Origin of the sequence: Corynebacterium sp. TAE3-ERU16 (assembly GCF_019209935.1) — a bacterium.
In the GTDB taxonomy this organism is placed as follows: Bacteria; Actinomycetota; Actinomycetes; order Mycobacteriales; family Mycobacteriaceae; genus Corynebacterium; species Corynebacterium antarcticum.
This window is the reverse complement of record NZ_JAHUTN010000005.1, coordinates 144,552-164,666: the sequence shown is the minus strand read 5'-3', so window position 1 is coordinate 164,666 and position 20,115 is coordinate 144,552. Positions and strand designations below refer to the sequence as shown.

General features: G+C 67.2%; 15 protein-coding genes. 2 read left to right on the top strand and 13 right to left on the bottom strand.

Going from position 1 to position 20,115, the window contains the following annotated elements:
* Window positions 1-12: 12 nt before the first annotated feature.
* Together KRX55_RS07085 and pgl are read left to right on the top strand one after the other, a co-directional pair.
* A complete protein-coding gene (locus KRX55_RS07085) occupies window positions 13-981 on the top strand; it encodes a glucose-6-phosphate dehydrogenase assembly protein OpcA (protein WP_218407058.1) in 969 nt (322 codons plus the stop codon).
* Between the two features lie 29 nt (window positions 982-1,010).
* Entirely contained in the window at window positions 1,011-1,772 is a 762-nt protein-coding gene (gene pgl, locus KRX55_RS07080) for a 6-phosphogluconolactonase (protein ID WP_218407057.1), read from the top strand.
* Window positions 1,773-3,938: 2,166 nt separating this feature from the next.
* Here pgl and secG read toward each other — a convergent pair.
* The 13 genes from secG to fmt form a co-directional block, all read right to left on the bottom strand.
* Complete coding sequence (gene secG, locus KRX55_RS07075; protein ID WP_198735961.1) at window positions 3,939-4,175, bottom strand: preprotein translocase subunit SecG; 237 nt, start codon at window positions 4,173-4,175, stop codon at window positions 3,939-3,941.
* A gap of 197 nt (window positions 4,176-4,372) precedes the next feature.
* Window positions 4,373-7,123: a phosphoenolpyruvate carboxylase gene (gene ppc / locus KRX55_RS07070; RefSeq protein WP_218407056.1), complete on the bottom strand. Its 2,751-nt coding sequence runs from the start codon at window positions 7,121-7,123 to the stop codon at window positions 4,373-4,375.
* A 205-nt stretch (window positions 7,124-7,328) separates the two neighbouring features.
* Window positions 7,329-8,111, bottom strand: a complete 783-nt coding sequence (tpiA, locus tag KRX55_RS07065) for a triose-phosphate isomerase (protein WP_218407055.1) — start codon at window positions 8,109-8,111, stop codon at window positions 7,329-7,331.
* Window positions 8,112-8,185: 74 nt separating this feature from the next.
* The gene (locus tag KRX55_RS07060) at window positions 8,186-9,400 is read right to left on the bottom strand and encodes a phosphoglycerate kinase (protein ID WP_218407054.1); all 1,215 of its coding nucleotides are present in this window, start codon (window positions 9,398-9,400) and stop codon (window positions 8,186-8,188) included.
* 175 nt (window positions 9,401-9,575) lie between these two features.
* Window positions 9,576-10,580, bottom strand: coding sequence for a type I glyceraldehyde-3-phosphate dehydrogenase (gap, locus tag KRX55_RS07055; protein ID WP_218407053.1), 1,005 nt, complete (start codon window positions 10,578-10,580; stop codon window positions 9,576-9,578).
* A 436-nt stretch (window positions 10,581-11,016) separates the two neighbouring features.
* The gene (gene whiA, locus KRX55_RS07050; protein WP_218407052.1) at window positions 11,017-12,003 is read right to left on the bottom strand and encodes a DNA-binding protein WhiA; all 987 of its coding nucleotides are present in this window, start codon (window positions 12,001-12,003) and stop codon (window positions 11,017-11,019) included.
* A 77-nt stretch (window positions 12,004-12,080) separates the two neighbouring features.
* Window positions 12,081-13,097, bottom strand: coding sequence for a gluconeogenesis factor YvcK family protein (locus tag KRX55_RS07045; protein WP_370625779.1), 1,017 nt, complete (start codon window positions 13,095-13,097; stop codon window positions 12,081-12,083).
* A 13-nt stretch (window positions 13,098-13,110) separates the two neighbouring features.
* Window positions 13,111-14,025: an RNase adapter RapZ gene (rapZ, locus tag KRX55_RS07040; protein WP_218407051.1), complete on the bottom strand. Its 915-nt coding sequence runs from the start codon at window positions 14,023-14,025 to the stop codon at window positions 13,111-13,113.
* 70 nt (window positions 14,026-14,095) lie between these two features.
* Window positions 14,096-16,153, bottom strand: a complete 2,058-nt coding sequence (uvrC, locus tag KRX55_RS07035) for an excinuclease ABC subunit UvrC (protein WP_218407050.1) — start codon at window positions 16,151-16,153, stop codon at window positions 14,096-14,098.
* Between the two features lie 58 nt (window positions 16,154-16,211).
* On the bottom strand, window positions 16,212-16,685 hold the full coding sequence (locus tag KRX55_RS07030; protein ID WP_218407102.1) for a PH domain-containing protein: 474 nt from the start codon (window positions 16,683-16,685) through the stop codon (window positions 16,212-16,214).
* Between the two features lie 169 nt (window positions 16,686-16,854).
* On the bottom strand, window positions 16,855-17,514 hold the full coding sequence (gene rpe, locus KRX55_RS07025) for a ribulose-phosphate 3-epimerase (protein ID WP_218407049.1): 660 nt from the start codon (window positions 17,512-17,514) through the stop codon (window positions 16,855-16,857).
* A gap of 46 nt (window positions 17,515-17,560) precedes the next feature.
* Window positions 17,561-19,114 carry an RsmB/NOP family class I SAM-dependent RNA methyltransferase gene (locus KRX55_RS07020; RefSeq protein WP_218407048.1) on the bottom strand — a complete coding sequence of 518 codons (1,554 nt, stop codon included), beginning with the start codon at window positions 19,112-19,114 and terminating at the stop codon, window positions 17,561-17,563.
* Entirely contained in the window at window positions 19,111-20,052 is a 942-nt protein-coding gene (gene fmt / locus KRX55_RS07015) for a methionyl-tRNA formyltransferase (protein ID WP_218407047.1), read from the bottom strand. Before fmt ends, KRX55_RS07020 begins: the two co-directional genes overlap by 4 nt.
* Window positions 20,053-20,115: the final 63 nt, after the last annotated feature.

The following is a 20,115-nucleotide window of genomic DNA, read 5'->3' as shown; positions in this document are numbered from 1 at the left end:
TGAAAGGCCCCCATGATCATCACAATGCCCGACACCGACACCCGGGCGATCGCCGCCAAACTCGTGTCCATACGTGATTGGGGTTCACAGGTCACGACAGGACGGGTCCTCACCCTGATCGTCGTCGCCGACGCCGATGACGACATCGAGGCACTCATCGCCGCCACGAACGACGCCTCACGGGAACACCCGTCCCGGGTCCTGGTCATGGTGACCGGTGATTCGACGGCGGACCGATCGACGGTCGACGCCGAGATCCGGATCGGCGGCGACGCGGGTGCCTCCGAGATCGTCGTCATGAGGCTCAACGGGGAGGTCGCCGACCACGTCGAGGCCGTGGTCACCCCCCTGCTGCTGCCGGACACCCCGATCGTCGCCTGGTGGCCGGGCACGGCCCCCGTCAACCCCTCGACCGACCCAATCGGCCGGATCGCCGCCCGGCGGATCACCGATGCGCTCTACGATCCCCCGGAGGACTCGATCTACCGGCGCCGGAACCACTACCGACCGGGTGACTCGGACATGGCCTGGTCGCGGATCACCCAGTGGCGTGGCGTCGTGGCGTCGACCCTCGACCAGCCGCCCCACGAGGGGGTCCTGGACGCCGAGGTCCACGGCCCCGCGGACTCCCCCAGTGTCGATCTCGCGGCGGGGTGGCTCGCCGACCGGTTCGGTGTCAACATCGTCCGCCATTCGACCGGTCAGGACGCCGTACCGGTCGACACCGAAGGCCGTGAGTGCATCGCGATCACCCGTGTCGTGCTGTTCCGGAGCCAATCGACGATCACCGTGGAGGTCCGCGACGCGGAGACGCTCTCCGTCTCGGTCGACGGCACCCACTACGGTCTGGTCGCACTCGGCCGCCGGAGCCAGGCGGACTGCCTCGCGGAGGAGCTCCGGCACCTCGACCCGGACCTCGCCTACGCGCGCGCTCTGCGCGGCCTCAACCGCGTGCGGTACGTCGACGCACTCACCGACTGATCACCCACGTCCCCCGGAAGGAACCCACCATGGTGGAGATCGCACGTGTCCGAGACCTCGATTCACTCGTCGCGACGGCCGCGGCCAGAATGACCCAGACCATCGCGGCCGTGCAGGCCGGTGGCGGCCTGCACGGTGACGGTGTGGCGCGTGTGGTCCTGACCGGCGGTGGTGCCGGAATCGGGCTGCTCAGGAAGCTCGCGGAGTTTGACGCGACGGCCCGCACGATGAGCGACGACTTCCCGGTCGTCCACATCGACTGGTCACGGGTCCACGTGTTCTTCGGTGACGAGCGCAATGTCGATGTCTCCCATCCGGAATCGAATGAGGGCCAGGCCCGGGTGGCGCTGCTCGACCACGTCGACATCGACGAAGCGAACATCCACGGCTACGGCCTCGGTGGGCGGGATCTCGACTCGGCCGTGGACGCCGCCCGGCGGGACCTCCGCGCGTTCGCGCCCGGGGGCTTCGATCTCCACCTGCTCGGCATGGGCGGGGAGGGCCACATCAACTCGATCTTCCCGCACACCCCCGCGGTCCGGGAGGACGCGAACCTCGTCGCGGCGGTGACAGACTCGCCGAAACCGCCGGCCGAGCGGGTCACGCTGACGCTGCCGGCGGTACGTTCGGCCGACCGCGTCTGGTTGCTCGTCGCTGGAGCGGAGAAGGCGGAGGCGGCCCGGGCGGTCATCGACGGCGCCGCGCCGGAGGACTGGCCCGCCGCCGGTGCCCGCGGAAGGTCGGAGACCGTGCTGTTCCTCGATGACGCGGCAGCCGGCGCCGACCTCTGATCCGGGCACTGTCCCACCTCTCCCCCTGTATCGGTTCCGGTGACGACCGGGACCCGGAACGCGGGAACGCCGCAGACGGTCATTGTCCCCACGGGGTGTTGGGTGGCTGCACCTCCGGCTCCGGGGATCCCCCGGGCACCGTCGGCGTTGCCTGGGTCGCCGACGGCCCGGGGACCGACACGGCTGCCGACCAGAAGCCCGCCACCCGCGTCAGAACGCTCCTTCGCCGAGCCTGGTTGTCGTGTCCGGGTTGCAAACCTGCCCTGACCGTCCGTGCCGGACCAGGAAAGTGGGTGGTTGTGGCGACAACAATCATTGGGAAAGCCCGGGAAACACTGAGCGGTGTTGATGGCAGGCGGCGCGTGCCACCTGTCGCTGAGCTGGAACAGCTACTCAAACTGTCGATGCCCACCCAGGAAATCCCACCTGAGTTTCGCCCCGGATGCGGCGGCGTGAAACCCGTTCGTAGAGGACGCACCGGTCATGGGCGACGGTGGTTGCGGCACGGGTGCCGTAGGACGTTCGGCAAGGAAACAACGACCGTTCCGGGTATGTCGAAACCACTGTTTTCGACGCCGGAGAAACTCAGTCCGTGCTTTGTGGATGAACTGTCAGTTCGTCGTACCCCGGTATGGGGTGAGTGTGCGAACCGGTTCTTCCTGCGCAACCGAATGATGCGGGTCTTCGACACCCACATTGAGCGAACCAGTGCCGGTGACGGTGCGCCGGCACAGGTCGATGAGAGGTTTCTCCACGAATCGTAGAGAGGCCGCGGGCATTCGATCACGACGCCCCCGGCGGATCGGCAGGGCGTTTCGCGGCCGAAGCAATGGGCGCAACTGCACCTGCATTGTCACCGGTATCGCTGGAGCGAGTGGAGTGTTCTACCGGTTGGCGGGGCGGTCGAACCTGTCGAAACAACGGGCACGGCGAGCCCTGGCCGGGTTCCTCCGTCCCGGGGCAACCGTTGTCACCGGCACGGCTGGTGCGTGTGCGGTCGTGCTACCGGATACGGGGGCACCACATCTTGCGGTGAACGCCGACGAACACGGGACCACGCTATCCGTCATGAATGCGCTTCATTCCCGGGGAGGCGGTATTTCCGCGTGTTTGGCAACGTTGCCGCAAAGCACCCGTTCCGCAACCCCGCACGGTTCTTACGGAAAAGGTTTTCCGAACGATGGCCCCGCAATGCACCAGCTACGGCATGCACCTACCGCACACTCCGTCGTGGGTTTGCCGGTGGTTTCATCCCGGAGATGGATCACCTGTCCCCCGCGACAGCGACCGGGACGGTATGAACGGCATAAAACACGGGATGTATTTGAGTTCCTGCCCCTCCGGCAATACGGAGTTCAGTATTGAATTCCGTGATTGCCCGAACGAGAGTGGCACAGGTACGGATCTTCCGAAAGAAATCGTCTCACGCGGTAATGGAGGTGGTTTTTGTTGCCGTAAACGAGGCGAAGTCAAATTCCCCTGCGAAGTGGATTGTCGCGGTCGCCCGCGTACTGCAGGTCGCCGCAATGATGATCAATGTCGCAAATTCATTCGACACACCTTTCGCCCGGTGGACTCTGGTCATCCACGGAATGGGTGTCATCGCGGCTTAGGTGTTCAAATCGAGGCGATTGGCCTACCTGACCCTGTTCTGCGCTTTGGCACCCGTGGTAATTATCCCGGCAATGTTCCTGCTGTTTTTCGGAGCACCGTGATCGACCGACAGGGTTCAGTGCTTTTGCAAATCTGGTAACGGCCTCGGCCCCGTTTTTCGGAGGATCTTGCCTTTCGTCCGTTACGGCATAGACAACCGCACCGGAGCCGGTGCCCCTGACATGCCTGAAACCGCCCCGGTGCCGCCGGGAGCGGTTTCTGTGGTTCCAGTGGGGCGAATCTCCCAACCAGGGCCGTTGGTTGTCGTGGGCGGCACGCTCATGCGCAAACCGTATCGGGGGAAGACGAACAAGCACCCGCACCATTCACACTCCTCGCGGGTCATCGTCGCCCCGGCCCCCGCAACGGGTGCGACAGCAACTCAACAATCACACACCGTCTGCCATGTCATTTTTGGTACGGCCCAGCGGACGGGATCCGTTCGAATGCCGCGCGGCGTCACACCGGAGCCGCGACGGATCCCGGCCGCGGAGAGGACCGCCCGGAGTGGTGCTACCCGACGTAGGCGTGGATCAGGTTCAGGCCGACGATGCAGACGATCCAGATGATCGCGCAGATGATGGTGACCCGGTCGAGGTTCTTCTCGACGACGGTGGATCCCGAGAGGTTGGACTGCACGCCGCCGCCGAACAGGCTCGAGAGACCGCCGCCCTTGCCCTTGTGCAGCAGCACGAACATGGTCATGCCCAGGCAGGCCAGGAAGAGAACGATCTGAAGCGTAAGCACCATGGAAACGTGGATCCTTTAATCGTGGATGGGTCTGTCTTGTCCGGCCCCGGTCCGGGTGAAAGGGACCGCTGATGGTCGCGCCGGATCAACGGCCGCCGGATACCACCATACACGTCGGTGGACGGGAAACGACGGTGGCACCGGAGATCCGCAACCCGATCGGGATCGGGGCCGCGGATCCGGTTCCGGAGCCCTGGCTAGCCCGAGTTCCGGAGGGCGGTGGCCAGGCCGTTCATGGTCAACTGGATACCCTCCGGCACGCCGTCATCGGTGTCGCCGGCGCGGTAGCGGCGGAGTAGCTCCAGTTGGATGACGTTGAGCGGCAGCAGATACGGGTATCTGCTGCGAACCGAGCGTTCCAGGGTGGGGTTGTCCGCGAGGAGACGGTCGGCCCCCGTCACGGTGAGGAACATGTCGATCGTCAGGTCGTACTCCTCCGAGATCGCCCCGGAGATTCGTTCCGCGACCTCACGGTCCTTGACCAGCGACGCGTAGAGCTCCATCAGCGGCATCTCCGCCTTGGCCATCACCTGGGCCATGTTCGACATCACGGAGGTGAAGAACGGCCAGTCCCGGTACAGCGCGCGGAGTTCCTCGAGACGGTCCGGGTCGCCGGCTATCCACTCGCGGAGCGCGGTGCCCACGCCGAACCAGCCCGGGATCATCGCACGGGACTGCGACCAGGCGAGAACCCACGGGATCGCCCGGAGATCACCGATGGATGCCGTCTGCTTCCGGGACGCGGGACGTGAACCGATGTTCAGGGCACCGATCTCCTGGAGCGGCGTCGAGGTGGTGAAGTACTCGATGAAACCCGGGTCCTCGTGGACGAGTGTCGCGTACTTCCGGCGGGAGAGTTCGGCGATCTCCCGCATGATCGCGTGCGCGCGTTCCGGCTGATCAAGATCATCGACGGGCAGAAGCGACGCCTCCAGCGTCGCGGAGACGAGCGCCTCGAGGTTGCGCCGGGCGGTGGTCGGGTGACCGTACTTCGCCGAGATGATCTCCCCCTGCTCGGTGACCCGGACCGAACCGGAGACCGCTCCCTCTGGCTGGGCGAGGATCGCCTCGTAACTCGGTCCGCCGCCGCGACCGACGGTACCTCCCCGGCCGTGGAAGAACCGGAGCCGGATCTGATTGTCCCTGCACGCCCGGACGATGTCGATTTCCGCGTCGTAGAGCGCCCAGTTCGCGGCGAAGTAACCGCCGTCCTTGTTCGAGTCGGAGTAGCCGAGCATGACCTCCTGGATCTCACCCCGCTGGCGGACGTAGGACCGGTAGACCGGAACGGTCCAGATGTCGCGGAGAATGGACGAACCGGCCTGCAGGTCCTCGATCGTCTCGAAGAGGGGGATGATGTCGATGTCCCCGCACGGCTGCCCCTGTTCGATCCGGATGAGGCCGAACTCCTTGAGCAGAACCATGGGCTCGAGGATGTCGGACACCGACTGGGCCATCGAGATGATGCAGTGGGGCACCATCCGCTCCCCGAACTTGTCCACCGCCTCGGCGGCGGCCGCGATGATCTCCAGCTCACGTCTGGTCTCCTCGCTGAAGTCCTGGGGGTGCGGCGGGATCAGCGGGCGTGGGGAGCCGAGCTCCGCGACGAGAATCTCCCGCTTCGCGTCCTCATCCAGCGAACGGTATTCCCCGGTGACGCCGGCGTGGGCGAAGACCTCGGTGAGCACGTTCTCGAAGGACTCGGAGTTCTGGCGCAGGTCCAGCGAGTAGAGGTGGAATCCGAAACTCGCCACCGCGGAACGGATCCGGCCGAGGCGGTCGTCCGCGACCAGTCCGTCGTAGGAGTCCCGCAGCGCGGCGTCGATGACGTCCAGATCCGCCGCGAACTCCTCGGGGCCCGGATAGGGTTCGTGGCACTGGTACCAGGTTCCCTCCACGGAATCCTGCCCGATGAGCTCGGCCTGGGTGGCGGCGATCCGTCCCCGGATACCGTGCACCGCGCGCCGGTACGGCTCGTCCACCCGACTGGGTACGTCGTTGTGGCCTCGGTCGGCGAGCTCGATGAGCTCGCGGCTGACCTCGGAGAGCCGGTCGGACAGGGACAGCTCATGCTCCAGTTTGTGGAGCTGGGCGGCGTAGAACTTGAGCACGGTCTGGGCGGCGCGGGTCGTCGCGTAGCGCAGGGTCGCCGCCGTGACATAGGGGTTTCCGTCGTGGTCCCCGCCGATCCAGGAACCGGGCTTGACCACGGCGGTCGATGGCACGGTGTCGCCGTACCTGGCCTGCAGCTCGTGCCGCACATCATGGTTGATGGCGGGGATCTGCCGGAGGAGGCTCAGTTTGTAGTAACGGAGACCGACCTCGATCTCGTCCTCGATCCTCGGGCGGACGACCCGGATGAGTGCGGTCTGCCACAGAATCGTGATCCGTCGCTGGATCGCCCGGTCGATCTCGCGGATACGCGCATCGGTCCTGGAGTTGCGCGGACGCGAAGCGATGTCGTGGCGTTCCTGCATCAGGGCGGTGATGTGCTTCTGGACATCGAACACGGTGCGTCGGCGGGTCTCCGTCGGGTGCGCGGTGAGCACCGGAGCGATCTCGGCACGTGCCACGGCCGCGGCCACAGCCTCCGCGGTGATCTCCGCCGCCTCGAGCTTGACCCAGGTCGCCTCGAGGGTGGAGTCGGGCGCCGGCGCGCCGGCGTCGAGAATCTCCTGGCGGTTGTTCTCGTCGTTGAGGTCCTCGACCAGGTTGACCAGGAGCGCGAAGTGGGAGAAGGCCCGGACGACCTTGATCATTGTGGAGGTGTCACGGTCGCGGAACATCCCGACGAGATCGTCGAGGGTCCGCTCCCCCTTCGCGACGCCGAAGGAGGCTCGGCGGGCGCCTTCGACGAGATCGAAGATATCGTCGCCCTCCTGCTGACGGATGACGTTTCCGAGGATACGTCCGAGATGCCGGATGTCCTCGCGAAGTTGTTCAGGCACGGTGTGTTTCCTTATCGGTTGGCGGTGGAGCCGGAGTTCGGGCCGGGCGCCTGGGTGTTCACGGTCTGTCAGCTGCTCTGCGCAGACCGGTGCCCGCCGTCACTGCGGCGGATCCGAGACCGGGATTCACGGTGTCGGCCCCACAGATGACGCCGGGCACTGGGTTGTCGGGGCGGATGCGGGACGACCCGCCCCGATGCGGGAACTAGGACTGCGGTCCCGCGGCGTTCGCGACGAGCTTGGCGAAGTCCTCGCCGTTCAGCGATGCCCCGCCGACGAGGCCACCATCGACGTCGGGCTTACCGACGATCTCGGCGACCGAGTCAGCCTTGACGGAGCCGCCGTACAGGATGCGCATGCCGTCGGCGACCTTCTCGTCCGAGAGCTCGCGGACGGTCGCGCGAATAGCGGCGCACACCTCCTGGGCGTCGTCGGCCGACGCGACCTTGCCGGTGCCGATGGCCCAGACGGGCTCGTAGGCCACCACGGTGTTGGCGAGCTGTCCGGCGTCCAGTCCTGCGAGGGATGCGCGGGTCTGGGCGACGACGTAGTTGACGTGTTCGCCGGCCTCGCGGACCTCGAGGGGCTCGCCGACGCAGACGATCGGGCTGATGCCGTGTTTCAGGGCGGCGGCGGCCTTGGCGGCGACCAGTTCATCGGTTTCGCCGTGATACTCGCGGCGCTCGGAGTGGCCGACCACGACCCAGGAGCAGCCGAGCTTCGCGAGCATCTCGGCGGACACCTCACCGGTGTAGGCCCCGGACTCGTGGCGGGACACGTCCTGGGCGCCGTAGGTGATCCGGAGTTTGTCACCGTCAACGAGGGTCTGGACGGAGCGGATGTCGGTGAACGGGACGGTCAGCGCTACGTCGACCTTGTCGTAGTAGTCCGCTGGGAGCGCGAAGGCGAGTTTCTGGACGACTCCGATGGCCTCCAGGTGGTTGAGATTCATCTTCCAGTTGCCGGCGATGAGGGGGGTGCGTGCCATGTTCTGGCCTTTCTCGGTGTATGGGTTGGATGGGTGTGTCCGGGGTACCCGCCCCAGTGGGCGGGCGGGTGGTGTCAGTTCTCCAGAACGTTGACGCCCGGCAGGGTCTTGCCCTCGAGGAACTCGAGGGAGGCGCCTCCGCCGGTGGAGATGTGGCTGAAGCCGTCCTCGTTCAGACCGAGGGTGCGCACGGAGGCTGCGGAGTCGCCGCCGCCGACGACGGAGAAGGCCCCGTTCTCGGTGGCGGAGATCATCGCCTCGGCGACTCCCTTCGTGCCCTCGGCGAACGCCGGGAACTCGAAGACGCCCATCGGGCCGTTCCAGAAGATCGTCTTCGCCTCGGCGAGGCGTGCGGCGAACAGCTCGACGGACTTCGGCCCCATGTCCAGGCCCATCCAGCCCTCGGGAATCTCGGAGACTGCGACGGTCCGCTTCTCGGCGTCCTTGTCGAACCTGTCTGCGGCGACGACGTCGACGGGCAGGACGATGGAGTCGCCGAAGCGCTCGAGGAGGTCCCGGCAGGTGTCGATCATCTCCTCCTGGAGGAGGGACTTCTGCACGTCGTGGCCCTGCGCGGCGAGGAAGGTGTAGCACATGCCGCCGCCGATGATCAGCGCGTCGGTCTTGGGTGCGAGGGCCTCGATGACGCCGAGCTTGTCCGAGACCTTCGAGCCGCCGAGCACGACGACGTAGGGCTTGGCGGGGTTGGACGCGACCTCACCGAGAACCTTGATCTCCTTCTCGACGAGCTGACCTGCGTAGTGCGGGAGGCGCTGGGCCACGTCGTACACGGAGGCCTGGGCACGGTGGACAACGCCGAAACCGTCGGAGACGAAGGCACCGTTCTCACCGGTCAACGCGACGAGCTGGTCGGCGAATTCACCGCGTTCTGCGGCGTCCTTGCTGGTCTCGCGGGGATCGAAACGGACGTTCTCCAGCAGCAGGACGTCACCCTCGGTCAGGCCGTTGGCCCGCTCATGGGCGTCCTCGCCGACGACGTCGCCGGCGAGAGCGACGTACTGGCCGAGTTCCTCGGAGAGCGCCTCGGCGACCGGAGCGAGGGAGAACTTCTCGTTGACCTCGCCCTTCGGGCGGCCGAGGTGGGCCATGACGATGACCTTGGCGTTCGCGTCGACGAGCTTCTTCAGGGTCGGGAGGGACGCCGTGATGCGACCGGAGTCGGTGATCTCACGGTTCTCGTTGAGTGGGACGTTGAAGTCGGAACGGACGAGGACGTAACGGCCCTCGACACCTTCGGCGATCAGGTCGTTGAGGTTCTTGACGGTCATCGATTCTCCTTGAGTTCTGTTCTGTCTGTATCGGGTTGAAGGTGGGGACGGAATCCGTTTCAGCGGGTTCGAGTGCGCCAACGGCCCGGGGCGTACCTCCGGAGAGGTACGCATCCCGGGCCGTTGGCGTTATCAGGGCGTCAGCCCGGACGGCGGAGGTTTTTTCCGCGCCGGATCAGAGCCGATCGCCGACGTACTCGGTCAGTGTGACGAGCTGGTTGGAGTAACCCCACTCGTTGTCGTACCAGGAGACGACCTTGACCTGGTCACCGATGACGCGGGTCATGCCCGAGTCGAAGATGGAGGCGTGCGGATCGGTGACGATGTCGGTGGAGACCAGGGGCTCCTCCGAGTAGGCCAGAACACCCTTCAGGTCGCCCTCGGCGGCCTTCTTGATGGCGGCGTTGACCTCGTCGACCGTGACGTCCTTGGCGGCGGTGAAGGTCAGGTCGGTGCAGGAGCCGGTGGGAACCGGGACGCGCATCGCGAAGCCGTCGAGCTTGCCCTTCAGCTGCGGGAGGACCAGGGCGACGGCCTTGGCGGCACCGGTGGAGGTGGGCACGATGTTCACGGCTGCGGCGCGCGCACGGCGGAGGTCCTTGTGCGGGGCATCCTGGAGGCGCTGGTCACCGGTGTACGCGTGGATCGTGGTCATGAGGCCGCGCTCGATGCCGAAGGCCTCGTCCAGGACCTTCGCCATGGGGGCGAGGCAGTTGGTGGTGCAGGACGCGTTCGAGATGATGGTGTGGTTCTCGGGATCGTAATCGGTGTGGTTGACACCGACGACGAAGGTGGCGTCCTCGTTCTTGGCGGGCGCTGAGATGATGACCTTCTTCGCGCCGGCCTCGATGTGTGCCTTGGCGGCGTTGGCGTCGGTGAAGAAACCGGTCGACTCGATGACGATGTCGACGTTGTGCTCGCCCCAGGCGAGGTTCTTCGGATCCCGCTCCGCGGTGACGATGATGCGCTTGCCGCCGACGACGATGGACTCGTCGTCGTAGTCGACGTCCTGGCCGAGGCGGCCGAGGATGGAGTCGAACTTGAGCAGGTGCGCCAGGGTCTTGTTGTCGGTCAGGTCGTTGACCGCGACAACCTCGATGTCGGCGCCGCGCTCGAGAATGGCGCGGAAGTAGTTGCGTCCGATGCGACCGAAGCCGTTGATGCCTACACGAACCGTCACTGTGATCTCCTTTGTCCTGTTGGAACTTTGATCATCGGGATGACCCTGAACCGGGGAGTTCGGGCGTTCATCCCTGATGGCTCCCACTGTACCGACGTCCGTCGAACCGTGCAGTGAAAGCGGACACACTCACACCGGAAGTAGACATATCCGGACATTCAAACGGGCAGCATCCCGGCACAAACCCGGAAAAAACCACACCGTTGGGCCCATCGATTTTGGAAACCACGATCACTTTCCCCGGGAATCCCACAGACGGGCACGGAAATCACCCCCGAAAAGTGGCCCACGGGCGTTCCGGCGGACGCCCGAATGGTCCACCGAGCTCCTGGTGTGGTATTGCTCACACCCACTGTCCGGAAGGGGCGGGCGGCACACCGGCTTCCCGGCCACGGGGGCCGGGGGACGCCCGGCCCACGGACGCGGACCGTATGTCCTAGGGATTGTCCGTGAAAAGGCTGTCCGTGACCGCCTCGGAGGTCTTCGGCACACCGAGTTCCGCCGCCCTCCGGTCCGCCATCGACAGAAGGCGACGGATCCGGCCGGCGACGGCATCCTTGGTCATCTGTGGATCAGCGAGTCGGCCGAGCTCCTCCAGCGATGCCTGCCGGTGCTGGACCCGCAGCCGCCCCGCTTCCGCCAGGTGGTCCGGGACGTCATCCCCCAGGATCTCCAGCGCACGCTCGACCCGGGCCGCCGCAGCGACCGCCGCCCGCGCGGAGCGACGGAGGTTCGCGTCATCGAAGTTGGCGAGGCGGTTCGTCGATGCCCTCACCTCGCGTCTGGTGCGCTGCTCCTCCCACTCGAGCCGGGTCCGCTGCGCGCCCATCCGGGTGAGCAGCGCACCGATCGCCTCGCTGTCCCGCACACTGACCCGGTCCGTACCCCGCGACTCCTTCGTCTTCGCCGTGATACCCAGGCGGCGTGCGCATCCCACGAGAGCGAGGGCCGCCTCCGGGCACGGGCACGCGACCTCCAGTGCGGAGGACCGCCCGGGTTCCGTGAGCGAACCGTGCACGAGGAACGCCCCGCGCCATGCCGCTTCCGCGTCGGAGACCGTCCCGGAGACCACTCTCGGCGGCAGCCCGCGGACCAGATGTCCGGAAGGTGAGACCAGACCCACCCTCCGTGCGATCTCCCGGGCGCCGTCCGTCACCGTCACCGTGTAGCTGCGGGTACGACGTGCACCGCCCGACCCGACGGCGTGGATGACCGCCTCACACCCGTAGAGGTGCCGGATCGAATCCCTGATCCGCCGCGCGATGTCCATCGACTCCACGTCGGCCTCGATCACCAACCTGTCCCCCACGACCTGGAGTGTCGCGGAGAACCGGAGGAGGGACGCGAGTTCCGCGTTTCTCGGGGCGTCACGTTTGACAGTGACGCGCCCCAGTTCTTCCTTCACACGGGTGGTCAGTGCCACTGTGTCCGGCTCCCCTCATTCGCTGTTCTCCGACATGGCGCGGTGGTGTTTTCGGTCCCGCGTCGCGCCCGTTGATACTACCGCCGCGGATCCCCGGAGATGTGTCGGGTGTAGACGCGCTGGAGTGCGGCCGCGAGCTTGACCGGGTCGTGCCGGTTGACCCAGCCCCCGTCGCCGTCATCGGCCCGGACCGGTTCGAACGCGACACTCGCGCCGATGGTCGCGGCCGCGCGGGCGAGGTAGCTGCGTTCCACGTCGTCCGAGATCATCGTGGAATCGATGATGATGTGGTCGACCCTCAGATCCGGTGCGTGCTGGGTGAGCATGTGGATGTGCCGTTCCGTGGAGAATCCGGCGGTTTCGCCGGGCTCCGCGGTCAGGTTCAGGATGACGACGCGGCACGCTTCGGTCTCGATCAGTGCGCGGGCGATGTCGGGGACGAGGATGTGCGGTATCACCGACGTGAACCATGATCCGGGGCCGAGGGTCACCATGTCCGCCGACCGGATCGCCGCGACCGCGTCCACGCCTCCCGGTGGGCGCTCCGGAAAGAGCCTGACCCGGCGGACGTTCCCCGTAGTTGAGGCGACGGCGACCTGTCCACGGACCGGGCGCACCGCCATCGGTTCATCGCCGAGGCCTGCGACCTCAGCCTCTATCTCCAGCGGCTGTTCGCACATCGGGAGGACACGCCCGTGGGACCGGGTCAGTTTCGCGACGGTGTCGAGCGCCTTCACCTGACTCCCGAGCACGTCCGTCAAGCCCGCGATGAGCAGGTTCCCGACGGCGTGACCGGCGAGAGCGCCGTACCCGCCGAACCGGTGCTGCAGGGCCTGCTCCCACAGCCTTCCCTCCTCGTCTTCCCGAGACAGTGCGGCGAGGGCCATCCGGAGATCGCCCGGGGGGATCTGGCCGAGCTCCTGCCGGATCCGGCCCGACGATCCACCGTCGTCGGCCACGGTCACGACCGCCGTGATCCGGTCGACGTCGAGATGTCGCCCGGCCCGCAGGGTCTGGAACAGGCCGTGCCCGCCTCCGAGACAGGTGAGACTGCCCGGATTCGGGGTCACGGAGGTATCACAGGTGTCGTTCACGTCCGCCCGCCTCTCAGCCGCGGCAGATGTCACGGTGGTTCACCGAGACATCGAGGCTGTCGATCTCATCTAGCTTCCGGGCGATCTCCGCGGCGACCGCCACCGAGCGGTGGTGTCCGCCCGTGCAGCCGACGGCTACGGTGATGAAGCTCTTGCCCTCCCTGCGGTATCCCTCCACCATCGTGGAGAACATCGCGACGAAGTTGTCGATGAATTCCCGCGCCGCCGGTTGCGCCAGCACGTAGTCGCTGACGGGCTTGTCGACACCACGGAACGGACGGAGCTCAGGTTCCCAGTAGGGGTTGGGGAGGAAACGTACGTCGACGACGAGGTCGGCGTCCGACGGGGCACCGTTCTTGAAACCGAAGGACTGGACGGTGACGTGCTGGCGCATGTTGTCGATCGTGGCGAAGGAGCTCTCGATCGCCCGGCGGAGATCGTGGACCGAAAGATCGGAGGTGTTGATCACCACGTCGGCCCGCTCCTTGATTCCCGCGAGGGCCTTGCGTTCCCGTTCGATACCGATGCTCAGGGTATCTGCCCCCTGCAGGGGGTGGGTGCGGCGGACGGTGTCGAATCGACGGATGAGCATGTCGTCCCGGGCGTCCATGAACAGGACCGTGGGGTTGATCCCCTTGTCCCGGAGTTCGTCCAGCACCTGCTGCAGCCCACCGTGGAAACTCCGGGAACGCACGTCCGTCACCATGGCGAGTTTGTCCACCGGGGAATCATCGCGGCGGCAGAGCTCGACCAGCTCCACCATCAGCTCGGCGGGGAGGTTCTGCGACACGTACCATCCCAGGTCCTCGAGCACGCGGGCCGCGGAGCTGAGCCCGGCGCCGGACATACCGGTCACGAGGACCGGATCACTCTCGATCGAGTGACCGGTCGACCGCTCGGAAGAATCTTCACGCGCATGGACTGTCATACCGGCATTCTATCGCAGCAACCGGAGGCGGGGACAGGGAGTTTGTCCCCGCCAGCCCGTACTTTCGTGGTCACTCCGGGTGGAGACCACGATAGACGGCCTCCGCGAGCGCGGGACCGAAACCCTTCACCTCGGTGATGTCGTCCACGGCGGCGGCCTTCAGTTTCCGCACGCTGCCGAAGTGCCGTACCAGCTCGGCGCGCCGCGCCGCTCCGAGCCCCTTGATCCCGTCGAGTTCGCTGACCCGCATCCTCTTGCTCCGCTGCTGACGGTGGTAGGTGATGGCGAAGCGGTGCGCCTCGTCACGGATCTGCTGCAGCAGGTAGAGCGCCTGGCTGTTGCGCCGCAGGATGACCGGTTCACTGTCGCCCGGCACCCAGATCTCCTCCAGCCGCTTGGCCAGTCCGACGAGGGTGACGTCCGTCACGCCGAGTTCGTCGAACACCGCCTGTGCGGCGTTGACCTGCGGAAGACCACCGTCGACGATGAACAGGTTCGGCGGATAGGCGAACCTGCGGGCCTCTGTGGTGTGCTCCTCCACCTTCTCATCCTCGAAGCGGGTGCCGTCGAACTCCTCCGCGTCGGGGACGTCGGTGGCGTCGCGGTGGTGCCGCAGGAACCGCCGCCGCGTGATTTCGGCGATGGACGCGACGTCGTCGCTGTGGCCGTCCCCCGCCGCCTCCCGGATCCGGTAGCGCCGGTAGTCGGATTTCCTGGGCAGACCGTCCTCGAACACGACCAGGGAGGCCACGACATCGGTGCCGGCGATGTGGGAGATGTCGGTGCACTCGATCCGCAGCGGCGCCTCGGACATGAACAACGCCTCCTGGATGTCCCGCAGGGCGGCCGAGCGCGCGGTCAGGTCCCCGACGCGCTTGAGCTTGTGCTGTCTGAGGGCTTCCCGCGCGTTGCGCTCTACGGTCTCGGCCAGGGCCCGCTTGTCCCCGCGTTGGGGTACCCGGAGGTCGACCTTCGCCCCCTTGAGTGCACTGAGCCACGCGGTGGTCTCCTCGGGATCCTCCGGCAGTTCCTGGACGAGAACCTCCCTGGGGACGGGAGAGAGGTGCACGTCCTGTCCGTCGTCCCCGTGGGAGAACTGGTCGACCCCGCGGCGCCGGATCTTCTCCGCCTCCGACCGGTCCTCCTCCGCCCGTTCGGCAGCCTCCCCGTAGAACTGGGTGAGGAAGTTCTGGATGATCCGCGGAACCGCCGGGTCACGCCCGTCCTCCCCCATCTCGAGCTCGGTGTCCCCGGTCTTCTCCACCACCCAACCGCGCTGACCGCGGATCCGTCCACCGCGGACGTGGAAGATCTGCACCGCCGCCTCGAGCTCGTCGGTGGCGCAGCAGATGACGTCGGCGTCGGTACCGTCTCCGAGAACGACCGCCTGCTTCTCCATCGCCTTCGTGATCGCTCCGAGGTCGTCACGCAGCCGTGCCGCCCGCTCGAAGTCCAGGGACTCGGCGGCGTCGTTCATCTCCCGCTCCAGCCTGCGGGTGACCCGGTCAGTCTGCCCCGACATGAAGGAACAGAAGCCGTCGACGATCTCGCGGTGTTCCTCGGGGCTGACCCTTCCGACGCAGGGCGCGGAACATTTGTCGATGTATCCGAGGAGACAGGGCCGACCGAGTTGCCGGTGCCGGTTGAGCACCCCCTTTGAGCAGGTCCGCACGGGAAAGACCCGGATCAGCAGGTCGAGCGTCTCCCGGATGGCCCACGCGTGACTGTAGGGGCCGAAGTACCGCACGCCGCGTCGGCGCGGACCGCGGTACACGAAGGCCCGCGGGATCTCCTCCCCGACGGTGACGGCGAGCATCGGGTAGGTCTTGTCGTCGCGGTACTTGACGTTGAATCTCGGATCGAACCGCTTGATCCACGTGTACTCCAGTTGGAGCGCCTCCACCTCGCTGGACACCACGGTCCATTCGACGGAGGAGGCTGCGAACACCATCTGCCGGGTCCGCGGGTGCAGCTGCGTGACATCCTGGAAGTAGTTGGACAGCCGGGCCCGGAGGTTCTTCGCCTTCCCGACGTAGACGACCCGTCCGGAGTCCTCGCGGAACTTGTACACCCCCGGTTCGGTGGGGATGGTCCCCGGCGCAGGGCGGTAGGTTGCCGGATCAGCCACGGGCTACCGCACCGTCCGCGTGCATGCGTACGTACACCACAGTCTTCCCTGATCCGCCCTAGTCCTCGGGCATGTAGGCGTCCTCGAGGTCACGGAACCGGGACACGGCCTCGACGACCGCCTCCCCGTCCGCCGACTGGAAGGCCCACATCGGGACGAACTCGAATTCCGGGAGCTCCAGTCGCGCCCAGCGGGCACCCTTCGGGAACGACAGTCCGTAGATCACGGACCAGGGGTAGAACCGGGTGCCGATGAAGTTCCGGACCTCGACCCCGTCCCCGTTCGCCCGGACCCGCGGCCTGGCTATACCGATGCAGCAGAACGCGATGACGAGACCGACCCCCACGAAGGACCACTGGTCCACCGTGGTCACCGCGGCACCGGTGTCACCGATCGCGACGGCGAACGCCATGAAGATGTGGACGGCCATCACGATGATGACCGCCACGACCGCGAGGAGCTTCAGACGCCGGGATGTGACGACCAGTTCCCAGGGGTTTTCCGTGGTCGTCGGAGCATCCGCAGCGAGCATGCGCTGGATGTCGACGCCGCCGTTCTCGGCTCCGCTGGTCTTGCCCTCAGGGTTCACGTCCACTCAATCTCTGTCTCATCGGTCCGGGTGTGCTTCTGCGCCCAGTCTAGCCCGCCACCCCCGGATTCCGGCAAAGAGTGCGGCCGGGTCCGGGCTCGCGGTGTCCGGGTCAGGCGCGCACCGCCAGAGTGCGCAGATGGGCCACCTCAGCGTTGGGATCGTCGGCGCCGTAGACGGCGGAACCGGCGACGAAGGCGTCGCATCCCGCTTCGGCGGCGGCCGCGATCGTGTCCCGGGAGATCCCGCCGTCGATCTCGATGGTGCAGTCCAGTCCCAGCCGGTCGATCTCGCGACGCAGCGTGCGCACCTTCGCCAGCTGGTCGGGCATGAAGGACTGCCCGCCGAATCCGGGTTCGACGCTCATCACGAGTACCTGGTCGAACTCTCCGAGGATCGGGAGGTGGTCCTCGATCGGTGTCCCGGGGCGCAGGGAGAACGCCGCCCGGGCTCCTCTCCCCCGGATGTGCCGGGCCAGGGTGACCGGGTCATCGGTCGCCTCGACGTGGAAGATCACCGTGTGCGCCCCGGCGTCGATGTGGTCGTCGACCCACCTCTCGGGCTCCTCGATCATCAGGTGGACGTCGAGCGGGGTGTCCGTCGCGCGGTGTGCCGCCGCTGTGATCATCGCCCCGAACGAGAGGTTCGGCACGAAGTGCCCGTCCATGATGTCGACGTGGATCCAGTCGGCGTCGGACACGCGGGCGATCTCCTCCCCGAGGCGGGTGAAGTCGGCGGACAGGATTGACGGTGCGATGATCGGCTCTGACATGCCGCCATCCTATCGCCCCACCCGCCGGGAACGCACGGTCAGGGCGTCAGGCGCGGTCGACCCGGAGCACGCTGAAGAACATCGCGTCGGTGCCGTGGCGGTGGGGCCACATCTGGACGCTGGCACACTCGCCGGTGTCCGGCATCCCGCACGCGAGGCCCGAGGCGTCGAGCTCCGTGACACCGAGTTCAGCCAGTGCACGATCGACGACGCCGCGGGTCTCCCGGAGGTCGGGTGAGCAGGTCGAGTACACGACGACCCCACCGGGGCGAACCAGCGACACGGCGCTGGAGAGCAACTCGAACTGGAGCTCCGTGAGTTCCGCGATGTCGGCCTCGGACTTGCGCCAGCGTGCCTCGGGTCGGCGGCGCAGGGCGCCGAGTCCGGAGCACGGGGCGTCGACGAGCACCCGGTCGTACCCGGGCTCGAGCCCCGGGTCACGTCCGTCGGCCGTCACCACGTTGACCGGCAGTCCGCTGGTCGCGGTACGCACGAGTTTCGCCCGGTGTTCGGACACCTCCACCGCGTCGAGGCGGGCACCGTCTATCCGGGCGAGTGCACCGATGAGCGCCGCCTTGCCACCGGGGCCCGCACACAGATCGAGCCACCGGCCACGGTCCGCGCCCTCCACCGGAGCCTCGACCAGCGCGCGGGCGATGATCTGGCTGCCCTCGTCCTGGACGGTGGCGAGCCGTTCCCGCAGCGGTTCCAGGTCACCGGGGTCCCCCGAGTCGAGGTGGACGGCGTACGGCGAGTACGGACCGGGCTCGCCACCGGTGGCCAGGGCCAGTTCCTCCGCGGTGATCTCACCGGGACGGGCGGCCAGGTGGACCTTGGGCCGCTCGGAGTCCGCGGCGAGTGCCTCGTCGAGTTCGGTTTCACCGAGCACCCTGGCGAAGCTCTCCGCGATCCAGACCGGATGGGCGTTCGCGAAGGCGGTGGCCGCCACTCCTCCCGCCGGGGCGAGGTCGCGCATCCACTCGTCCGGGGTCCGCCTCGAGATGGTCCGCAGTACGGCGTTGACGAATCCCTTCGCCCGTTCCTGCCCGATGCCTTCGGTGAGCCGTACCCCGGTGTCCACAGCGGCGTGGGCACCGACCCGCATGTTCAGCAGCTGGTAGGCCGACAGCCGGAGAATGTCGAGGACCTCCCCGTCGATGGTCTCCAGCGGTCGGCTCGACGCGGCGTCGATCACCTCATCGAGAACCCCGAGCTGACGCAACGTGCCGTAGGTGAGCTCGGTGGCGAACGCGGCGTCCCGTTCCGTGATCCCGTGGGTGCGGAGCAGGCCGGGGAGGATGAGGTTCGCGTAGGCGTCGTCGGCGCGGACCGCACGCAGGACGTGCAGTGCCGCCGCCCTGGGGGCGTCGACCCCCGGGGTCAGGGGACGGCCGGATCCACCGGGGACCGTCTTCTTCGTCGACCCGGAACGGGCCCCTGAGACGTCACCCTTGGGCCGGTGCGACGACTGCGTCCGCCCCCGTTTCCCGGATCCTCCGCCGGTCCGCCGCTGCGCCCCCGATCCGCCGCCGGTGGCCCGGGAACTGCTGCGTCCGCCGCCACTCCGTGCGCGGAATCCACCGGACTTCTCCAAACTCATACGAGTACCGTTCCTTCTTCCGGATGCGCGCCACGCGCCCAGTCCATTGCAGCCATCATCTTCTTGCCCGGAGCCTGGACCCGCCGGAGCATCACCGCCCCGTCTCCCGTTCCGACGACGACACCGTCACCGGTGACCCGCAGTTCCCCGGGCACCGGTGATCCGGGCCCTCCGTCCACGGCGGCCACCGGCCCGATCTTCATGCGTTGGCCGTTCAGTGTGGTCCACGCCCCGGGTGCCGGGGTGAACGCACGGATCCGCCGGTCGATCTCCGCGGATGTCGAGGTCCAGTCGATCCGGGCGTCGTCCTTGGAGATCTTCGCGGCGTAGGTCGCCTCCCCGCTCTGCGGTGTCGGTTCCAGTGAACCGTCCGCGATGCCGTCCATGGTGTCCACCAGGAGTTGTGCCCCACTGTGGGCGAGCCTGGTGAGCAGGTCGTCACCGGTGTCCTCCGGGGTGATCGTCTCCGTGACGTGGGCGAACACCGGCCCGGTGTCCAGTCCCTCCTCGATCCGGAAGGTCGCGGCCCCGGTCTCCCGGTCGCCGGCGGCCAGCGCGGCCTGCACGGGAGCGGCACCACGCCATGCCGGGAGGAGGGAGAAGTGCAGGTTCACCCACCCGTGGGGGGCGGCCGTGAGGAGGTCCGGGGTGATGAGGTTCCCGTACGCGACCACGGGGATGCAGTCGGGTGCGAGCTCCGCGAGTCGTGCGCGCAGTGCGCGACCGTCCTCGGAGTCGGGCTTCAGGGAGGTGGGTCTGAGAATCTCGACGCCGTGGGCGGCGGCGAGCTCCGCAACGGGTGACGGGTGCAGGGTACGGCCCCGGCCACGACGGGCATCGGGTCTCGTGATCACCGCCACGACCTCGTGGTTCGAGGACAGCAGCTTCTCGAGTGCGACGACTGCGGGTTCCGGGGTGCCGGCGAAGACCAGGCGCATGGGTGGGGAACATCCTTACTACGGGGATCGTCTGTCAACGTCCCCATCCTACGGTCCCTCACC